This window comes from Novosphingobium resinovorum (assembly GCF_001742225.1).
Classification (GTDB): Bacteria; Pseudomonadota; Alphaproteobacteria; order Sphingomonadales; family Sphingomonadaceae; genus Novosphingobium; species Novosphingobium resinovorum_A.
In genome coordinates this window covers 1,173,660-1,191,791 of sequence record NZ_CP017076.1, presented here as the reverse complement: position 1 = coordinate 1,191,791, position 18,132 = coordinate 1,173,660, and the positions used below count along the sequence as shown (strand labels likewise).

Annotated in this window: 13 protein-coding genes; 8 read left to right on the top strand and 5 right to left on the bottom strand. The window is 65.7% G+C overall.

What is annotated here, in order from left to right; all coding sequences use genetic code 11:
* Positions 1-25: 25 nt before the first annotated feature.
* Positions 26-2,221 carry a TonB-dependent receptor gene (locus tag BES08_RS22685; RefSeq protein WP_036530341.1) on the bottom strand — a complete coding sequence of 732 codons (2,196 nt, stop codon included), beginning with the start codon at positions 2,219-2,221 and terminating at the stop codon, positions 26-28.
* Positions 2,222-2,411: 190 nt separating this feature from the next.
* Here BES08_RS22685 and BES08_RS22680 point away from each other — a divergent pair, with 190 nt between their 5' ends.
* Together BES08_RS22680 and BES08_RS22675 are read left to right on the top strand one after the other, a co-directional pair.
* Positions 2,412-3,092, top strand: a complete 681-nt coding sequence (locus tag BES08_RS22680) for a response regulator transcription factor (protein ID WP_008830046.1) — start codon at positions 2,412-2,414, stop codon at positions 3,090-3,092.
* On the top strand, positions 3,085-4,512 hold the full coding sequence (locus BES08_RS22675; RefSeq protein WP_069709465.1) for a sensor histidine kinase: 1,428 nt from the start codon (positions 3,085-3,087) through the stop codon (positions 4,510-4,512). The genes BES08_RS22680 and BES08_RS22675 overlap by 8 nt, the downstream gene beginning before the upstream one ends.
* A 10-nt stretch (positions 4,513-4,522) precedes the next feature.
* Here the strand turns inward: BES08_RS22675 and BES08_RS22670 are convergent, their stop codons facing one another.
* Entirely contained in the window at positions 4,523-5,419 is an 897-nt protein-coding gene (locus BES08_RS22670) for a LysR family transcriptional regulator (RefSeq protein ID WP_036530335.1), read from the bottom strand.
* A gap of 112 nt (positions 5,420-5,531) precedes the next feature.
* Here BES08_RS22670 and BES08_RS22665 point away from each other — a divergent pair, with 112 nt between their 5' ends.
* From BES08_RS22665 to BES08_RS22640, 6 genes are all read left to right on the top strand, one after another.
* A complete protein-coding gene (locus BES08_RS22665) occupies positions 5,532-6,464 on the top strand; it encodes an alpha/beta fold hydrolase (RefSeq protein WP_036530332.1) in 933 nt (310 codons plus the stop codon).
* Between the two features lie 53 nt (positions 6,465-6,517).
* Positions 6,518-7,231 carry an SDR family oxidoreductase gene (gene bdcA, locus BES08_RS22660; RefSeq protein WP_036530329.1) on the top strand — a complete coding sequence of 238 codons (714 nt, stop codon included), beginning with the start codon at positions 6,518-6,520 and terminating at the stop codon, positions 7,229-7,231.
* Positions 7,232-7,438: 207 nt separating this feature from the next.
* A complete protein-coding gene (locus BES08_RS22655; protein WP_036530326.1) occupies positions 7,439-7,984 on the top strand; it encodes a nuclear transport factor 2 family protein in 546 nt (181 codons plus the stop codon).
* On the top strand, positions 7,981-8,877 hold the full coding sequence (locus BES08_RS22650) for an SDR family NAD(P)-dependent oxidoreductase (protein WP_036530324.1): 897 nt from the start codon (positions 7,981-7,983) through the stop codon (positions 8,875-8,877). Before BES08_RS22655 ends, BES08_RS22650 begins: the two co-directional genes overlap by 4 nt.
* 22 nt (positions 8,878-8,899) lie before the next feature.
* Positions 8,900-9,424 (top strand): nuclear transport factor 2 family protein, encoded by a 525-nt coding sequence (locus tag BES08_RS22645; RefSeq protein WP_051587214.1) that lies wholly within the window; start codon positions 8,900-8,902, stop codon positions 9,422-9,424.
* Positions 9,421-10,314 carry an SDR family NAD(P)-dependent oxidoreductase gene (locus BES08_RS22640; protein WP_008830379.1) on the top strand — a complete coding sequence of 298 codons (894 nt, stop codon included), beginning with the start codon at positions 9,421-9,423 and terminating at the stop codon, positions 10,312-10,314. Before BES08_RS22645 ends, BES08_RS22640 begins: the two co-directional genes overlap by 4 nt.
* Before the next feature lie 267 nt (positions 10,315-10,581).
* Here the strand turns inward: BES08_RS22640 and BES08_RS22635 are convergent, their stop codons facing one another.
* From BES08_RS22635 to BES08_RS22625, 3 genes are all read right to left on the bottom strand, one after another.
* Positions 10,582-13,053: an AMP-binding protein gene (locus tag BES08_RS22635; protein ID WP_036530322.1), complete on the bottom strand. Its 2,472-nt coding sequence runs from the start codon at positions 13,051-13,053 to the stop codon at positions 10,582-10,584.
* Between the two features lie 200 nt (positions 13,054-13,253).
* The gene (locus tag BES08_RS22630; RefSeq protein WP_036530321.1) at positions 13,254-15,395 is read right to left on the bottom strand and encodes a PQQ-dependent dehydrogenase, methanol/ethanol family; all 2,142 of its coding nucleotides are present in this window, start codon (positions 15,393-15,395) and stop codon (positions 13,254-13,256) included.
* A gap of 10 nt (positions 15,396-15,405) precedes the next feature.
* Positions 15,406-17,886: a TonB-dependent receptor gene (locus BES08_RS22625; RefSeq protein WP_069709464.1), complete on the bottom strand. Its 2,481-nt coding sequence runs from the start codon at positions 17,884-17,886 to the stop codon at positions 15,406-15,408.
* Positions 17,887-18,132: the final 246 nt, after the last annotated feature.

The following is an 18,132-nucleotide window of genomic DNA, read 5'->3' as shown; positions in this document are numbered from 1 at the left end:
GATCCAGACCGATCACGCTGCGGGCTCAGAAGCGCGCGTTGAGACCGACCTTGAACGCGGTCGGCGATCCCGGCGTCACGTTCGTGTTGCTGTGCGCGTAGATGAAGTAGCGCTTGTTGAAGACGTTCTCCACGTTGAGCTGGGCGCTGACCGTCTCGCTCAGGTTGTAATAGAGCGCGGCATCGACACGGGTATAGCCGGGCATCGAGACGAGGTTGTCGGTCGAGGCATAGCGCTTGCCCTGATAGATGACGCCGACGGCGGCGCCGAGTTGCTCGATCGGATCGAAACGGGTCCACAGCGAGGCGCTATGCTTGGGCATGTTGGGCAGGATGTTGCCGGCCTTCACCGTACCCGACACGTCATCGAGGAACGTGCCGTCCGAATAAGTATAGGCGCCTACCATGCTGACCTGCTTGGTGATGCTGCCTGCGACGGCGAGTTCCACACCCTTGGTGCGCTGGCGACCGACCGGCTCCTGGATGCCGTCGCCATCGACGTCGGCGAGCACATTGGTGCGGTCCAGCTGGAACACGGCGGCCGATACGTTGAAGGTGGGCAGGATGTCCCACTTCGCGCCCAGTTCGTAGTTCTGATACTTTTCCGGAGCGAGGTTCTGGTTGGTCGGCGACAGGCCGGTGAGCTGGTCACCGCCGCGCGGCAGGTACGTGCGTGAGTAGCTGGCGTAGATCGAGGCGTTCTCCACCGGCTTGAAGATCAGGCCCGCACGCGGCGACCACAGGTCGTCGGTGACCTTGAAGTCCTGGTTGTTGCGCAGGTTCGTGACCTTGGTGGTGAAGTGCTCGTAGCGCACGCCGACAACCACGTCGAACATCGGCGAGAGCGCGATCTGGTCCTGCACGTAGCCTGCGACGACTTCGGCGGTGCCGCGGTTCTGCGGGCTCGACGCGCTTTGCGCCCAGCGGATGTCGGGGCGGCTGATCGTGGGGTCGAGCAGCGTCGCATAGATCGTCGTCACGCCGCTGGCGTTGGACGCGGTGGGGAAGAAGGCTTCCTGACGCAGGTTCTCGGTCTTCTGGTGGCCGTATTCCGCCCCGACGAGCAGGGTGTGCTCGATCGCGCCGGTGGCGAACTGGGCGTTCAGGTCGGTCTGATTGATGAAATTCTTGCGATTGGTGAAGTTGTTGTAGCCCTGGATGCCGACGATGGTTCCTGCCGCATAGGTACCGGCGGGCAGGCCGGCCGGGTTGGTCATCGGCGCCGTGTTCACCGTCGTCGGGAAGACGTTCTGGTAGAACTTGTCGTAGTCGGCATAGCGGGTGCGGTTGCGGATCGAGACGGTATCGCTGAACTTGTGCTCGACGAACAGCGTCGCCGCGTCCGTATCGGTCCAGGTCGGGCTCTGGTCGGGGTCGCCGAAGAACTGGCCGCGCGGGGTGTGCAGCGGCTTGCCGAGGTAGGTGGAGACACCGCGGTCGGCAACGCGCTCATCCTTGAAGTGCTCGTAGCCGAGGGTCACGGTGGTGTCCGCGCCGAGCTTGAAGGTCGCCGTCGGGTTGAAGCCCCAGCGGTTGTAGTCGACACCGTCGCGGTAGCTCTCGCTGTTCTGGTACACGCCGGTCATGCGCACCGAAACCACCTCGCCCAGCGGCGTACCCAGGTCGAACTGGCCGCGCACGTGGTTGAAGCTGCCGCCCTCGACGCGGAACGAGCGGATGAGGTCGCCATTCGCGACCTTGGTGACGCGATTGATGACGCCGCCGACGCCACCGCGCCCGAAGATCATCGCGTTGGAGCCCTTGAAGACCTCGAGCCGCTCGATGTTATAGAGATCGCGGTAGGTCTGGACGTCGTCGCGCACGCCATCGACGAAGAAGTCGCCGGTGGTGGAATTGCCGCGGATCACCAGCGTTTCGCGGTTGCCCTCGCCCTGCGCCGAGAAAATGCCCGGCACATAGCGGATGGCATCGCCGATGCTGTTCGAAGCCTGATCCTCGATCTGCTTCACCGAAACGACGTTGACCGTCTGCGGCACATCGATCAGCGGGGTATCGGTGCGCGTCGCGCTGGTCGAGCGGCTGACTTTGTAGGAAGTCTGCGCTTCCTTGTCGTCGATCGACGTCGCGGTGACGGTCGCGCCGCCGAGATTGGCCGGGGCTTCCTGCGCCTGCGCGGCCGCGCCGTGGCCGACGAGCGCAGCTGCCGTGGCGGCAAGCAGGGCATGGCGGCTGCGCGCATGCAGTGACGTGAAAGCAGGCATATTTCTGAATCCCCCTGATCGATCGAGCATAATTGCTAACGATAATGCGAGCTAATCGCACTTGCTGGGGCGGATACAGACGGGCATGGTGGTTCCCAAGATGCAAAACGCAACATTGGGAAGAAGTGTATTCTTCCCAATGTAATCCCAATGTTGGGAATTTGGCGAAAGTGGTGAGTTGTTTTCCGCGATGAACGTGCTGGTTCTTGAAGATGATCCGGAGCTTTCGAAGTATCTGGGCTCCGGCCTTGGCGAACTGGGCCACCATTCCCGCCTCGTCACATCGGGGCACGAGGCGCTCGATCTGCTTGCGGACGAGCAATTCGACGTCGCCGTGCTGGACCGGATGGTTCCCGGGCTCGACGGTCTTTCGGTGATGAAGCAGGCACGGGACGGCGGATGCCAGACGCCGATCCTGATGCTGACCGCGCTGGGCGGCATCGAGGACCGCGTCGAGGCGCTGGAAGGCGGCGCCGACGATTACCTGACCAAGCCGTTCGCCTTCGCCGAGTTCGCCGCGCGGCTGATCGCCCTGGCCCGCCGCCCGGCGCCCCAGACGCTTCAGCAAAACCTCGTCGTCGGCGACATCGAGATGAACCTCGCCCGGCGCACGGTGAGGCGCGCCGGATTGCCGATCGACCTCCAGCCGCGCGAGTTCAGCCTGCTGGAGCAGCTCATGCGCAGCCCCGACCGGGTCGTCACGCGCACCCTGCTGCTGGAGCGGATCTGGAACTTCGGCTTCGATCCGCAGACCAACATCGTCGAGACTCACATGAGCCGCCTGCGCACCAAGCTGAACCAGGGGTTCGCGCATAACGCCATCCGCACCGTGCGCGGATCGGGCTACATCATGAACCCGGCGGATGACTGAGCGATCCGGCAGGCGCCGACGCCTTTCCCTGCCGCGCACCATTCCCGGGCTCGTCCTCGTCGTCGCCGCGGCATCGGCGCTGATAACCGCCGCGCTCGGCGGCCTCACGTACTGGTTCGTCCATGAGGAGATCGAACGACAGATCGACCACCGGGTCGATATCGAGACCCGTGCCCTGCTGGAATACGAACGCGAGCACGGCTTCGATGCGCTGATCGAGGCGGTCCGCATCCGCGACCTCGCCAGCAAGCCCGGCACGGTGGGCTACCTCGACGACGAGCCGGGCGACGACGAGCGATCGATGGGTTACGCCGTGGTCGATGCGGCGGGACACAGGCGAGCGGGCCGCCTCGACGCCCGGATGCCGCCGCCGGGGTGGAGCGAGTTCGTGCCGTTCGTCCGGCCCGACGGGACACCGGCGATCGCCCAGGGCATCAACGCGCGCCTGTCGAACGGCGGCCGCCTGCTGGTAGCGGCGGACCGGACCATCGTGGATCGCATGGACTTCGTGCTGCTGCGCCTGTTCATCGCTGCCGTCGCGCTGCTCATGCTGGCGAGCGTGGGCACGACGCTTGCCTTCGGCGTCACCATCCGCCGCCGGCTGCGCGCGATGGAAAGCCGCGCCAGCGCGATCATGGCCGGCGACATGACCCAGCGCATGCCTGTTCATGGCGGGGCGGACGAACTCGACGGCCTTGCCACGGTGCTCAACCGCATGCTGGACCGGATTTCCACGCTGCTGTCGAATCTTCGCGAGGTGTCCAGCGGACTGGCCCATGACCTGCGCACGCCGCTGAGCCGCGTAAGCGCCAAGCTGGAGAAGGCTGCGGCGCTGGCGACCGACCCGGCGCAGCGCGATCTGCTGGACGCCGCCAGCGACGATACCGACGAACTGATCGGCCTTTTCGCCAGCCTGCTGGCGATCACAGAGATCGACGGGAAGCTGGTGCGCAAGCGCTTCGTGCCGGTCGATGTCGCCGATGCCGTCCGGGAGATCGCCGAAGCCCACCGCCCGTCGCTGGAAGACGCGGGCCTGAGGCTGGAACTGTCGATCGAGCCCGCGACGGTCCATGGTGACAAGGCGCTGATCCAGCGCATCGTGGCGAACCTTCTGGACAACGCCCTCGTCCACGCGCACCCGGGCAGGTCCGTAAGCGTCACGAGCCTGACCGAAGGCAGGGAAACCGTGATCAGGGTTGCCGACGATGGCCCCGGCGTCCCCCTGAAGGATCAACCGCGCATCTTCGAACGGCTGGTCCGTCTCGATACGAACCGCGGGAGCCCGGGACACGGCCTGGGATTGAGCATGGTGCAGGCCATCGCCGCCGCACACGACGGCACTGCGCGCATAGTCGCCGGGCCTCCGGGGATGGTGGTCGAGATCCGGTTGCCGGCGGGCGACGACGACGCAGAGGTGTGATCCAGCCTCGCTACCGGTCCCAGTACGCAGGCGTGCCGATCTCCTGCCGCAGCCACTCCGTCAGCGCCGCGAGCTTGGCCGAGGCACTGCGGTTGCGCGTGTAGGCGATGTAGAGTTCCGCACCCTCCGCTTCGGCGCCGACATCGACCTGGACCAGTGCACCGCTCGCCAGTTGCTCGTACGTGAAGAACGTCGGCAACAAAGCGATGCCGAGGCCCGCCAGCGCGGCATCGCGCATGACGATGCCGTTGTTCACGCGCAGGCAGGCGCGCGGCCGCAGGATGGTCTCGCCGTCGCCGGAACGGAAGCGCCAGTCGGCCGAGCGGTTGGAGTAGAGGATCGCGCAGGCCCGATCCAGTTCCTCCAGCGACGCGGGCGCGCCGTGCTTCTCCAGATAGGACGGCGCGGCGACGAGGACCCGGCGGCTCGACGCCAGCCGCTTCGCGATCAGGCGCGTATCCTGGATCGGGCCATGGCGGATCACCGCGTCGTAGCCGTCGGCGGCCACGTCTACGAACTTGTCGTCCAGATCCATGCTGAGTTCGATGGCCGGGTGGACCGCCAGGAACGCGTTCACCATCCGGCCAAGGTGCAGCGTGCCGAACCCGATCGGTCCGGCCAGACGCAGCGGCCCGGACAGGGATCCGCGCCGCTCCGCGATCTCGGCCTGCGCCTCTATCGTCTCGCGCATGATCCGGCGCGCCCGTTCGAGGAACAGCTCGCCTTCCCCGGTCAGGGACAGCTTGCGGGTGGTGCGCTGCATCAGGCTTGCGCCGAGCAGTCTTTCCAGTTCGGCCACGCGCTCACTGACCACCGACTTGGCAAAGCCGAGGCGGCGCGCCGCCTCGCTGATCGATCCCGCTTCGGCCACCGATACGAACGCGGCCACTCCTTCCAGCTTCATCATCGTTCGGCATTCCCGAAAGCCGGTTCCGGAATTTGGCGGCTAGTGCGCACGATGGCCTGAAATCATCTTGCCGTCGACAGCCCGCGACATGCGGGATGAAGGAGGCAGACAGATGTTCACTCGAATTATTGCAGCGGCCCTCGCCCTGGCCACCCCGCTCGGCATCGCCGCGACCCCGGCAAGCGCGCAAGTCGCGCCGTTTCCCGAAGGTTTCCGGACCGAGGAGATATCGACCAACGGCACCACGATCCACACCCGCATCGGCGGCAAGGGGCCGGCCGTCGTCCTGCTTCACGGCTATGGCGAAACCGGCGACATGTGGGCGCCGCTGGCGGCCGATCTCGCGCGCGATCACGTGGTCATCGTGCCCGACCTGCGCGGCATGGGCCTCTCGGCGAAGCCCGCCGGGGGCTATGACAAGAAGACGCAGGGGCAGGACATCGCCGGGCTGCTCGACGCGCTGAAGGTCGGCAAGACCGCCCTCGTCACGCACGACATCGGCAACATGGTGGGCTACGCCTTCGCCGCCCAGAACCGCGAGCGCGTCACCAGCTTCGTGCTGATGGACGCGCCGCTGCCCGGTGTCGGTCCCTGGGAGGAGATCCTAAAGAACCCGCTGCTGTGGCACTTCCGCTTCGGCGGCCCCGACATGGAGCGCCTCGTCGCCGGACGCGAACGGATCTACCTCGACCGGTTCTGGAACGAGTTCTCCGCCCGGCCCGAGCGCTTCAGCGAAGCCTCGCGCGTCCACTATGCCGCGCTCTACGCCCGGCCGGGGGCCATGCACGCGGGCTTCGCCCAGTTCGCCGCCTTCGACCAGGACGCGATCGACAACCGCGCCTTCGTGGCAGCGGGCAAGCTGGCGATGCCGGTGCTGGCGGTCGGCGGGGAGAAATCCTTCGGCCCGATGATGGCGACGGTCATGCGCTTCGCCGCCTCCGACGTGACCGAAGCCACCATCCCCGACGCCGGGCACTGGCTGATGGAGGAGCAGCCAAAGGCCACCGTCGCAGCCGTGCGCGGCTTCCTCGACACCCACAAGTAAGCGCCCCCGCGCCTCACGCACTACCCATCACAAGCACTACAGGAGCAGTACGAATGACCGACTTTTCAGGAAAGACAGCCCTCGTCATCGGCGGCAGCCGGGGCATCGGCGCCGCGATCGTAAAGCGCCTCGCCGCAGACGGCGCGGCCGTGACATTCTCCTACGCCGGGGCGACAGACGCCGCACAGGCGCTGGCCACCGAGACGGGCGCCAGCGCAGTCCGGTCGGACGCGGCCGATCGTGACGCGGTGATCGCCCTTGTCGCCGATGCCGGACCGATCGACATTCTCGTCGTCAATGCGGGCGTTCTCGTGTTCGGCGATCCGCTGGAGCAGGACGCCGACGTCATCGACCGCATGATCGACGTCAATGTCCGCGCCCCCTACCATGCTGCCGTGGAGGCCGCCCGGCGCATGCCGGACAATGGCAGGATCATCTTCATCGGATCGACCAACGGGGACCGCATTCCATTCACGGGCGGCGCGGCCTATTCGCTCACCAAATCCGCGATACAGGGGCTGACCCGGGGCCTCGCCCGCGATTTCGGCGGCAGGGGCATCACCGTCAACACCGTCCAGCCCGGTCCGACCGATACCGACATGAACCCCGGCGACGGGCCGATGAAGGACCTCATGCACGGCTTCATGGCGATCAAGCGCCACGGCCGCCCGGACGAGATCGCCGGGATGGTCGCCTATCTCGCCGGTCCGGAGGCCGGCATCGTGACCGGCGCGCTCCATACCATCGACGGCGGGTTCGGGGCGTGATGCCCGATACCTGCAAACTCCGCATCGGCGATCAGCGGGCCGTAGCGGGTCCGCGTGTCCAGATTGGTCAAGTCGTAGCGGCGGTTTTGCGGCATTGAACTTCGGTGGAAGGGGCTTGTCCGCGCGACAGGCCCCTTCGCGATACCGCGCATTCAGGAGCCGTCAAAGCGGCCAATGCGTCCCGGCATGACGGCAAGGAGAGGTTGGATGGAGCAGGCTTTACGCGAGATGATCGACCGCGAGGCGATCCGCACTTGCGTGGCGCGGCTGGCGCGCGGCGAGGACCGGCGCAGCGCGGACCTGATCCGCGCGTGCTGGTGGCCCGATGCCCGGTTCGACTACGGCGTGCACGGCGGCACTTTCGACGCCTATCTCGCTTGGGTCGTGCCCGGCGCCGATGCGATCAAGGACACCCAGCACCTGCTTGGCCAGACGCACATCGAACTGGCGGGAGCCACCGCGCGCGCCGAGACCCACGTGTTCTCGTACCACCGTGTCGATATGGGCGAAGGCGATCGGGATACCTGCATCGGCGGACGCTATCTCGACACCTTCGAGAAGCGCGCCGGTGCCTCGGCCGAGCCGGAATGGCGGATCGCCGACCGGGTGATGCTCTACGACTGGGAACAGGACTGGGGCGCCGCAGCGGACTGGTCCAAAGGCGTGATGGGCTATCCTTTCACCGCAGACCATTTCCCCGGCCGCGCCAAGGGCGACTACAGCGAAGACTGGTTCGCAGGGAACGCGGCATGAGCGCGCCGCTTGCGGGCAAGGTCGCGCTGGTCACCGGCGCCAGCCGCGGCATCGGCAAGGGCATCGCGCTCGTCCTCGCCGAGCAGGGCGCCACGGTCTACGTCACCGGGCGCACCGTCAGGGAGGGCTACTACTACCTGCCCGGCACGGTCGGCGGCACGGCTGCCGAGTGCGACGCGCGCGGTGCGACCAGCGGTGGCAGCGGCATCGCCGTCGCCTGCGACCATGGCGACGACGAGGCCGTGGCCGCGCTGTTCGCCCGCATCGCGGCGGAGCAGGGCCGCCTCGACATCCTCGTCAACAATGCCTTTACGCTGTCGGACGACCTGCTGGAACCCAAGGGCTTCTGGGAAAAGCCGCTCTCCAACCTCGAGATGTGGGACGTCGGGGTGAAGTCCAACTACGTCGCGGCGTGGCACGCGGCCAAGATCATGGCGCCGCAGAAGTCGGGGCTCATCGTGGCGATCTCGGGCTTCGCGGCGGTGACGTATACCTACAGCGTCATCTTCGGCACGTCGAAGTCGGCGGTCGATCGCATGGCGCGCGACATGGCGATCGAACTGGAACCCCACGGCGTCGCCTCGCTGACCTTGTGGCAGGGGCTGACCCTGACCGAGAAGGCGCAGGACAACCTTGCCAAAATGGGCGACAAGATGACCACCTCGATCACCTCGATGCAGGGCAGCACGGTCGAGCATCCGGGGCGCGTCGTGGCCGCGCTCGCCGCCGATCCCGAGGTGATGAAGCGCTCGGGCGGGGAGTTCGTCACCGCCGAACTGGCGCAGGAATACGGCCTCACCGACGTGGACGGCAGCGTCATTGCATCGGCTAGGGCGACGCGCGGCTCGCCGATCTGGAAACCCGTTTCGGAGGTCGACTACCGTGGCAAATGATCGTGAGGCCCGTATCGCGGCGATGCTGGACAAGCACGAGATCCGCGAATGCCTGGAGCGTTTCTCGCGCGGGATGGACCGCTTCGACCGCGCCGTCTACCTCTCGGCCTTCTGGGACGATGCCGAGATGGCGGCCGGACCTTTCGTGGGCAGCGCCGCGGACTGCTGGGACTGGGCGGTGCCGATGCACGAGGCCGGGCAGATCGTCACGCATCACGCGCTGTTGCAGTCCAACATCGACCTCGACGGCGATACCGCCCATGCCGAGACGTATTACCAGTTCGTCGGCCGCAACCGCGACGAGAGCCTGTGGATCGCGGGCGGACGCTATGTCGACCGGCTGGAGCGGCGGGGCGACGCATGGAAGATCGCGCTGCGCACCAACCTGATCGAATGGGGCTGCCTGCCGCCGCCGATGCCGATCCCCTTTGCCGACGTGCCCGACATCGCGCTGAACGGCGTATCGGCCCGCGATCCCGGCGATCCGTCCTACCACCGCCCGCTCGTCAACCGGCGCCAATCCGCCAATCCGGGAAAGCCGTCTTGAGCGGACTTGCCGGCAAGGTCGCGCTCGTCACCGGGGCGACGCGCGGGATCGGCAAGGGCGTCGCCTGCGCGCTGGCGGATCAGGGCGCGACCGTCTACGTCACCGGTCGCACGCTCTCCGCAGGCGGCCACGTCCTGCCCGGCTCGCTTGAGGAGACGGTCGCCGAAGTGAACGCGCGCGGCGGGCGCGGTGTCGCTGTTGCGCTGGACCTGCTCGACGATGCCCGGATCGGCGCGGTGTTCGATCAGCTCGCGCGCGACGAAGGGCGGCTCGACCTGCTGGTGAACAACGCCATGGCCATTCCCGACAGCATGACCGAGCGCACCGGTTTCTGGGAAAAGCCGCTTCAGGATGAATGGCAAATCTGGGATACCGGCCTGCGCGCCGCTTACGTCGCCGCCTGGCATGCCGCGCGGATCATGGTGCCGCAGGGTTCGGGGCTGATCGCGGCGCTGTCCGGCTACGTCGGGGTGACCTACACGTACGATGTGGTATTCGGCACGACCAAGACCGCGACCGACCGCATGATGCGCGACATGGGCCGCGAACTTCAGGGCACCGGCGTCAGCGCGGTCTCGCTCTGGCAGGGCTTCACGTATACCGAGCGCGCGACCGAGAACCTCAAGTCGGTTCCCGGCATGGCCAGCCAGCTCAACAGCGCGGTCGGCTCCTCGCCGGAGTTTCCGGGTCGGGTGATCGCGGCGCTGGCGATGGACCCGGCGGTCGGGGACAGGTCCGGCGGCACCTTCATCAATGCCGAGCTGGCAATGGAATACGGCGTGACCGACAAGGACGGGCGCACGATCCCTTCGCTGCGCGAAAGCCGGGGCGCACCGCTCTGGGGCGCCGGCGACACGACATGGACGGAGCCGGCGAGCAAGGTTTCATAAGGACGGTCGCGCGGCTTCACCCGTGCGCTTTCCTACATGCCGCGCCGTCCGGTACATTGCTCCGCATGGCCCGTCCGCTTCACAAGGTTACACCGCAAGGTGACACATTGCCCTCAAGGTGACATGTTGTCCTTACAAGGTGACACTTCCGCCGCGAAATGTGTCACCTTGCGCGTGCGAGGTGACACATTTCTGCCCAAGGTGACACCTTTTCCCCCTGGACAGTGTAAACCGTGTAAACCCTGTCACCTTGCAGCGCGCCTGCGGTCACGCGTTGGCCAGCCCGGAAGGCTCTTCGCGGGCGAACGTCGGCTGTATCGCCTTGCCGTCCCGCGCGCTCAGGAACGCGCGTACCTTGCGTTCAGCCCAGGTGTACGCGTGGGCGAAGACGATGCCGAACCCGATCGCCACGGAAAGCGCCACCCACGGCTTCGGCCCGTGGAACATACGGATGATCAGCGACCGGACCTGATAGTGGCTGAGATACATGAACATCGACGAACCGGCGACTTCGGACACCATCGACTTCACGAACGACGGCACCTTGATCGACGTTCCGAAAAGCAGCAGCGCCGCTCCGCCCAGTATATAAGCGCTGGCCGAGGTGACACCGTGATGGACCAGCACGGCGACGCACACCACCGCCATCGCCACCATCCGGCTCTGCAGGTCCCGCGCGCTGGCCATCAGCATGCCCACGGCGACCGTCCACATGTACCAGATCGGCGTGCGGTGGAAGATGTAGTTGGTATCCCAGACCCTCTCCACCGTCCAGCTGACCACCGTGGCCACCGCGACCAGTACCGTGCAGAACGTCATCGGCCTTGCCTTGAGAAACTCGCGGATCGCCGGGAACGAGAACAGCGCGGCGAGCACGAGCAGAAGCTGCATGTACAGCTCCGCGAAGTAGTAATAGGCGATGTGATACTGGTGCGGATCGAACCAGTTGGAGATCAGCAGCAGCGGCTTCACTTCCATTTTTCCGGCCCACAGCTGCATCGCGATGGTGACCATCAGGGTCGGGATGGCCACGCTGACGACGGTTCCGAAGATCGTGCCGACCTTTCCGGTGCGGCTGATCTCCGGCCACTGGAAGCGCATCACGCTATAGCCGCACAGCATGAACAGGAAGTACGCCGCTCCCCAGTTCCGGCTGTAGACGAAGGTATCCAGATGCAGCGCGACGATGCAGATCATGAAGAAGGCGCGCGTCAGCATCGCGGCGTCCAGCTTGCGCCAGCTGTCGACGGCCGTGGTTCCGGCGCTCTTCTCCAGTTGCTCGACCGTCAGCGATTCCCAACCATCGGGAAGGGCGCCGAAACGGCCCTCGAAACCTAGCGAGAACTGGATGTAGCTGAGCGAATCCCCGCCCATGCTTTCGAAGCTGTCGTTCGGACCGATGCGGCGGCCGGGGAAGAACTGGCGGAAGAAGCCCTGCACGTCGCGCGGTGCAGCCTCCACCGCCCGTTCCACGACCGGCTCGGGAGGCGCGGACTTGCGTTCCTCGACGAACTCCTGGGTCAGGACGCGGCGCATGGCCTTGCCGGTCGCCGTGCGCGGAATCTTCGGCATGACCCTGACGTGCAGGGAATCTCCGGCAACCACGCCGAACGCCTTCAGCGCCTCCGCCGATGCGGCATGCAACCGATCGACTGCAATGTCGGTCGCATCGGACGCGACCAGCACACCCTCGCCGCGCAGCGCGTCAGGCACCTTGGCGACGACGACTTTGCCGCTCTGGCCAAGAAGCTGGGCGATCCGCGCTTCGAGCAAGTCCGGGTTGAGCTTCACCCCGCCCGAATTGATCAGATCGTCCGCTCTGCCGTCGTAGTAGAGATAGCCGTCCTTGACGTGTCCGAGGTCGCTGGTTTCGAGCCAGCCGTCCGCGCCGCAAAGATCGCGCATTTCGTCGCCGTCCAGCCGCCAGCGCGCGACGTGCGGACCACGGATGCGGATGCGCCCCTCTTCGGAAATCGCGACCTCGGTAGCGCCGACGGCTCTCCCCACGGAATCCAGCAGTTCGTCCGGAACCTCCGAAATCTGCAGGAACGTGCTGCGCGAAGCCTCGGTGAGACCATAGTGCTGCACGATCCGGGCATTGGGAAACAGGTCGCGGATACCGCGCTTCTCGGCGCCGGACATGTACTGCGAACCGATCTCCAGCCACAGCAGCTTCTTGCCCGCGTCCCCGATCACCGCCTTCTGCTGCAGCACGATGCGCAGCAGCGTGGGGACGGCCGACAGCGCATTCACTTCGCCCGCCTTGAGCATTCGGGCAAGCTCGAGCGGATCGAACCCGCGTGGCGGCAGATAGGACCGGCCGCCCACGGCACTGACCGCACGGATACGGCCGATCCCAAAGCTGTAGGTGACCGGGACGCCGACATACTCGCGCACGTCGGAAGTGAGGCCCATCTGGTCGATGATCCGCTCCGCCGCATCGGCCAGGTTTGCGTAAGTCAGGACAATGCCCTTGGGCTTGCCCTCCGTACCCGATGTATAAGTGACCTGAGCGGGCCGATCGTCGTGGATCAGCGGGCGGCTCTCGTCGAACCAGCCGCCCCCTTCTTCCGGCACGATGCAGGAAACGACGTCCAGTCCGGTCAGCGTCGCCGCATGCGCCTCGTCAGGAACATTGACGAAGGCCTGACGGGCCTCATTCAGCGCGAATACGTTCCGGACGTAGGACAGTGAACTTCGAGTAACGAGCGCGGTGGCTGTCAACTTCTGGTTGCGCACTGTAGAGCCCCTGTGCTGATCGCCGTCAGGCGATAGTGACGAACGGCACGAATCAGTGCTTGCACGCCAAGCCCCCAGTGCAATTCAGGCAGAAGGGTAAATCCGCTCCCTGCGCCCGAAAATGCTGAGAAACACCAACCGAGAAGCGTGATCACAGGATCGGGACGCCCCTTTCGAAGCGCCCTTTCCTGGGGGTTGGCTCACTCTCCGGTCTTGTGTGCCGAACCGACCGAACTGTCGGGGCGGCCGCTGCGCAGGACTTCGGCCCGCGTGCGGATATACTGGCGCAGGGCTTCGACCTGATCTGGCGTGAATTCACCGAACCTGGGCATTCCCGCCGGGACCAGCGCGCCGTTGCGGACGACTTCGGCGAAAGCCTCGGCATTGGCGGGGATCGGCGAAGTGCGCAGGTCCGGCGCAGTGCCCCCGGCGATGACCGAGGTGCCATGGCAGACCGCACAGCGACCGCCGAAGATGCCTTCTCCGCGCGCGGCCTTGCCTGCGTCCGGCTTGAAGTCGGCATCCTCGAAGGCGACGGCCTTGTAAGGTTCGCGCGGCGGCAACTGCTGCTTGCCGCCGATCGCGAAAGTCAGCACCCGGCGCGCCTGCGTGCGATAATCGATGCCGTACTGCGCGAACATCGGGCCGAACAGGCCGACGCTGGTGCCGATCCCGGCGATTACCGTGACGTACTGCTTCCCGTTTACCCGGTAAGTGATCGGCGGCGCCACCACGCCCGCGCGGGCGTCGAAGTTCCACAAGCGCTTGCCGTCCTCGGCGTTATAGGCCGAAAAGCCGCCGTCGGGCCGCCCCTGGAACACGAGATTGCCGCCCGTCGCCATGATGCCGCCATTGCCGTGTGTGGGCATCGGCAGCTTCCAGCGCGCCTTCTGCGCCACCGGGTCCCAGGCGACGAGCCAGCCGGTGACGTCCTTGCCCCCCGCGTCGATCGCGTAGCCGACGCCCGGAGACAGTCCCATGCCCTCGGCGAACTTGAAGTTTTCCCGGGTGATGCCGGTGTCGTCGAAGTGCGCCTGCAAATCGATGGCGGGAATATAGGTCAGCTTCGTCTTCGGGCTGTAAGCCATCGGCATCCAGCTATGCGCGCCGAGCGGCGTGGGGCGGAACGAAGTCCTGCCGCTTTCGTAGCGCACGCCGGGGTTCTCGACCGGACGGCCGGTGGCAAGGTCGATCTTCTTCGCCCACGTCACTTCCACGAAAGGCTCGGCCGAGATCAGCTTTCCATCCTTCCGGTCGATCACGTAGTAGAAGCCGTTCTTCGGCGCCGTCATCACCACCTGACGCGGCTTGCCGTCGATGGTCAGGTCGGCCAGTTCCATATCCATCGCGGCGTTGAAGTCCCAGCTTTCGCCGGGGTTGATCTGGTAGTGCCACTTGTACTTGCCCGTCTTCGCATCGAGCGCGACGATCGAGCAGACGAACAGGTTGTCGCCCTTGCCCAGAGAACGGATCTTGTGGTTCCAAGGCGCGCCGTTGCCGGTGCCGAGCAGGATCTGGTCGTTGGCCTTGTCGTAAGTGATGGCGTTCCATACCGAACCGCCGCCGCCGTACTTCCACCAGTCGCCGCTCCAGGTCTTAGCGGCCATCTTCTGCGTCTCGTCCTCGAAGCCCTTCGCCGGGTCGCCGGGGACGGTGTAGAACTTCCAGAGCTGCCTGCCGCTGTCCGCATCGAAGGCGGTGACGAAGCCGCGCACCGCACTTTCATCGGACCCGGCATTGCCGATGATCACCTTGCCATCGAACACGCGCGGCGGACCGGAGATGAACATCGGCGCGCCCTCCTCCAGCGTCTGCACGGTCCAGACCGGCTTGCCGGTCTTCTCGTCGAGCGCGAGCAGGCGGCCGTCCTGCGTGGCGGTGATGACCTTGTGGTTCCAGTAAGCGATGCCGCGACTGCCCCAGCCCTGCCTGAGGCGGATGCCGGAGGCTTCGGGGGCCTTGGGATCGTGTTCCCATTTCACCTTGCCGGAAGCGACGTCGATCGCGCGGACCACCGAATAGCCGCTGGCGAGATAGACCGTGCCGCCCACCTCGATCGGCCCGGTCGCGGGGTTGCCCGCCGGAAGGTCCACCGCCCAGACGAGGCCGAGATCCTTGACGTTCCCGGCGTTGACCTGATCAAGCGGGCTGTAGTGCTGCTCGCCGTAGGTGCGGCCGAAGGCGGGCCAGTCGTCGCCGTCACTGGCATCGTCTAGCTGGCGCTCCCACCCCTCGGGAGCGCCCTTGCCCGCCAGCGCCTGCTGATCTGCCGATCCGCAGGCCGCGAGCGACCACGTCAGCGCGACGGCAATCCCGCCGCGCAGCACCTTTGCCTCAAACATCAAGCACCTCTCAAAGATGGTCGCCGAACGACAGCCCGAGTTCGACACCGAAGTAACGCGGCGCCCCGTATTGCGAGTTGAGCCACAGCCCCGCGACGTTCTGCACCGCCACGCGGTAGCGCTTGTCGGTCAGGTTCTTGCCGATCAGGCGCACGTAGTAGCGGTCATCCGCCTGCGCGAGCGTGATCGAGCCGTTCACCAGCGTCCTCGCATTGAGGAACGTGTTGCCCAGCGGATCGTCGATCGCCTGCGTATTGAGGTTGCGCCCGGTATACGCGACGTTGCCGTTCACCGTCAGCTTGTAGTCGCTGCCCAGCGGCAGCGCGTAGGAGCCGTCCAGCGTCCACTGCCACTTCGGCGCGCGGTCCAGCGGGGCGGAAGCAAGATCATAACCCGCGTTCTCGGCGGTATAGGTCTTGTACTTACCGTCCTGGTAGCCGAGCACGCCGCGCAGGGTCAGCCCCTCGACCGGAGTGGCGGAGAGTTCCGCCTCGATACCCTTCACGTCGGCGCTGGCGGCGTTGACGAACAACGTAACCTGATTGGGCTGGCCGTTGACCACGATCGGCACGTTGAGCTGCTTCTGCAGATCCTTGTACTTCACGTAGAAGCCGGTGAGGTTGAAGCGCAGCCGGTTGTCGAGGAACTGCGACTTGAAGCCCAGTTCGAAGCTGTCGGCCTTTTCCGGGTCGGTCGGCCGCGCGGCGGCGCGGAAGGCGTCGAGGTCGGTGCCGAAGGCCGCGAAGCCGCCGATCTGGTCGTTGAAACCGCCGCCCTTGTAACCGTGCGAATAGCCGCCGAAGACGAAGATATCGTCGGTCGCCTGATAGCTGATGCTGGCGCGGTACGTCGGCTCGCGCCACTTGCCCTTCACGCTGACGACGCCCGCCGGGTATTTGTAGACGCTGGCGTCGAGCGCCTCGTTGATGGTGATCGTCGGGTCGAAGCCGCCGTTCAATGCCGGGATGAAGGTCTGCTGGCGGCCGAGCCAGGTCTTGTCGTCCCAGGTATAACGCCCGCCCGCCGAAATCGTCAGCTTCTCGCCCAGCTTCAGCGTGCCTTCGAGGAACACCGCACGCGACTTGGCCCGCTGCGCGTTGCACAGCACGTAAGGCGTGTCGTTCCAGTTGCCGAACGGCAGCGGGCCGGAGGTGAGGTCAAGGAAGCCGAGGATCTGCGCCACGCAGAAGTCGATCTTGTCGCGCTGGTAGAACCCGCCCGCGACGAAATTGAACGGCCCCTGCAGGTCGGAGGCGAAGCGCAGTTCCTGCTGCCAGGTCTTGCGGTTATCGTCGCGGGTCGCGTCGAAGAACGACAGGTACTGGCCGTCCGCCGCCACGGCCGTCGCACCCGCGTAGGAGTTGGGAATGCGCGAGCGCTGGTTGCGATAGCCCGAGACCGAGGTGACGGTGCCGATGCCAGTGTCATATTCGAGGTTGGCGTAGAACCCGTCGACCGAAATGCGCTGGCCCTTGTCCATGAACAGCAGGCCGTCGTGCCGTCCGGTGTAGGCCGCCCGCTTGAGCGGATCGGTGCCTTGCGCATTCGGATCGGTCAGCCCGAGCAGGTCGGTGACGAAGGGGTTGGTCCCCGTATAAAGATAGTTCTCGTTCACCGACGGCACCGAGTCCGAACGATCGCGAATCCATTCGTACTGGAACAGCGCGCTAAAATTGGGCGATGGCTCGACCAGCAGCTTGGCCCGGGCCTGCCACACGTCCTTGCCGCCGATCGTCTCGCCGCCAAGGCAGCCGCTGCGCCCCTGGAACTTGTTGTCGACGAAGCCGGTGACCGGGCCGTAACAGGCCCCGTTCTTGTAGAACCCGTCAGACTTCTCGTAACCGCCGACGAGGCGGAAGGCGGCGATATCGCCGATCGGCACGTTGAGCGCGGCCTGCACCTTCTTCTGGCCGAAGTCGCCGTACTCGGCGCGCGCATCGACGCCCACGTATTCCATCTGCGGGCGCTTGGTGCGCACTGTAACGACGCCGCCGGTGGTGTTCTTGCCGAATAGCGTGCCTTGCGGCCCGCGCAGCACCTCGACCTGCGCGATGTCGAAAGTATCGAGCAACTGCGTCTGGACGGAAGGCACCACGAAGTCGTCCACCAGCACGGCCACCGGCGGCTCGAAGTAGACGATGATGGAGGTTTGCCCCACGCCGCGCATGGCGAAGCTGGCGGCGTTGAAGTTGGCGATCGTCGCCGCCGAGAAGTTCGGTACGAAAGCCGCTATGTCACCGAGATCGCGCGGGGCGGCCTGTGCGATCAGCGTGCTGTCGACCGCCGAGACCGAGACCGGCGTGGACTGAAGGTCGGTGGCGCGGCGAGTTGCGGTGACGACGATCTCGGCCAGGCCACCCGACGCTTGCGGCCCCGATTGCTGCTGGGCTGCGTCGGTGGTTGAATTGTCCTGTGCGAAGGCTGGCGTGCTTGCGATTCCGGCGACGAGCGCGAACGCGCAAGACGAGCAGTAAAGCTGCCTGGTGAACATGCCTCTCTCTCCTAATGCCCCGCCATTTGTTTGCGGGTTGCATTAAGGATTATCACGAAGACTGCATTTGGCAATCATTCATGTATGTTTTTTTGACGACTATTTTCGTCATATGCCTCGGGCTCATGCGATGGTTGTGGGCAAACTTCTCAGGGGGCGGGAAAACGCGATATAGCATGCATTCATGATTGTTTTTATTTTGCGATCGCCTATCCTCGATTCCACGGAACGCGCGCCGGGATAGGC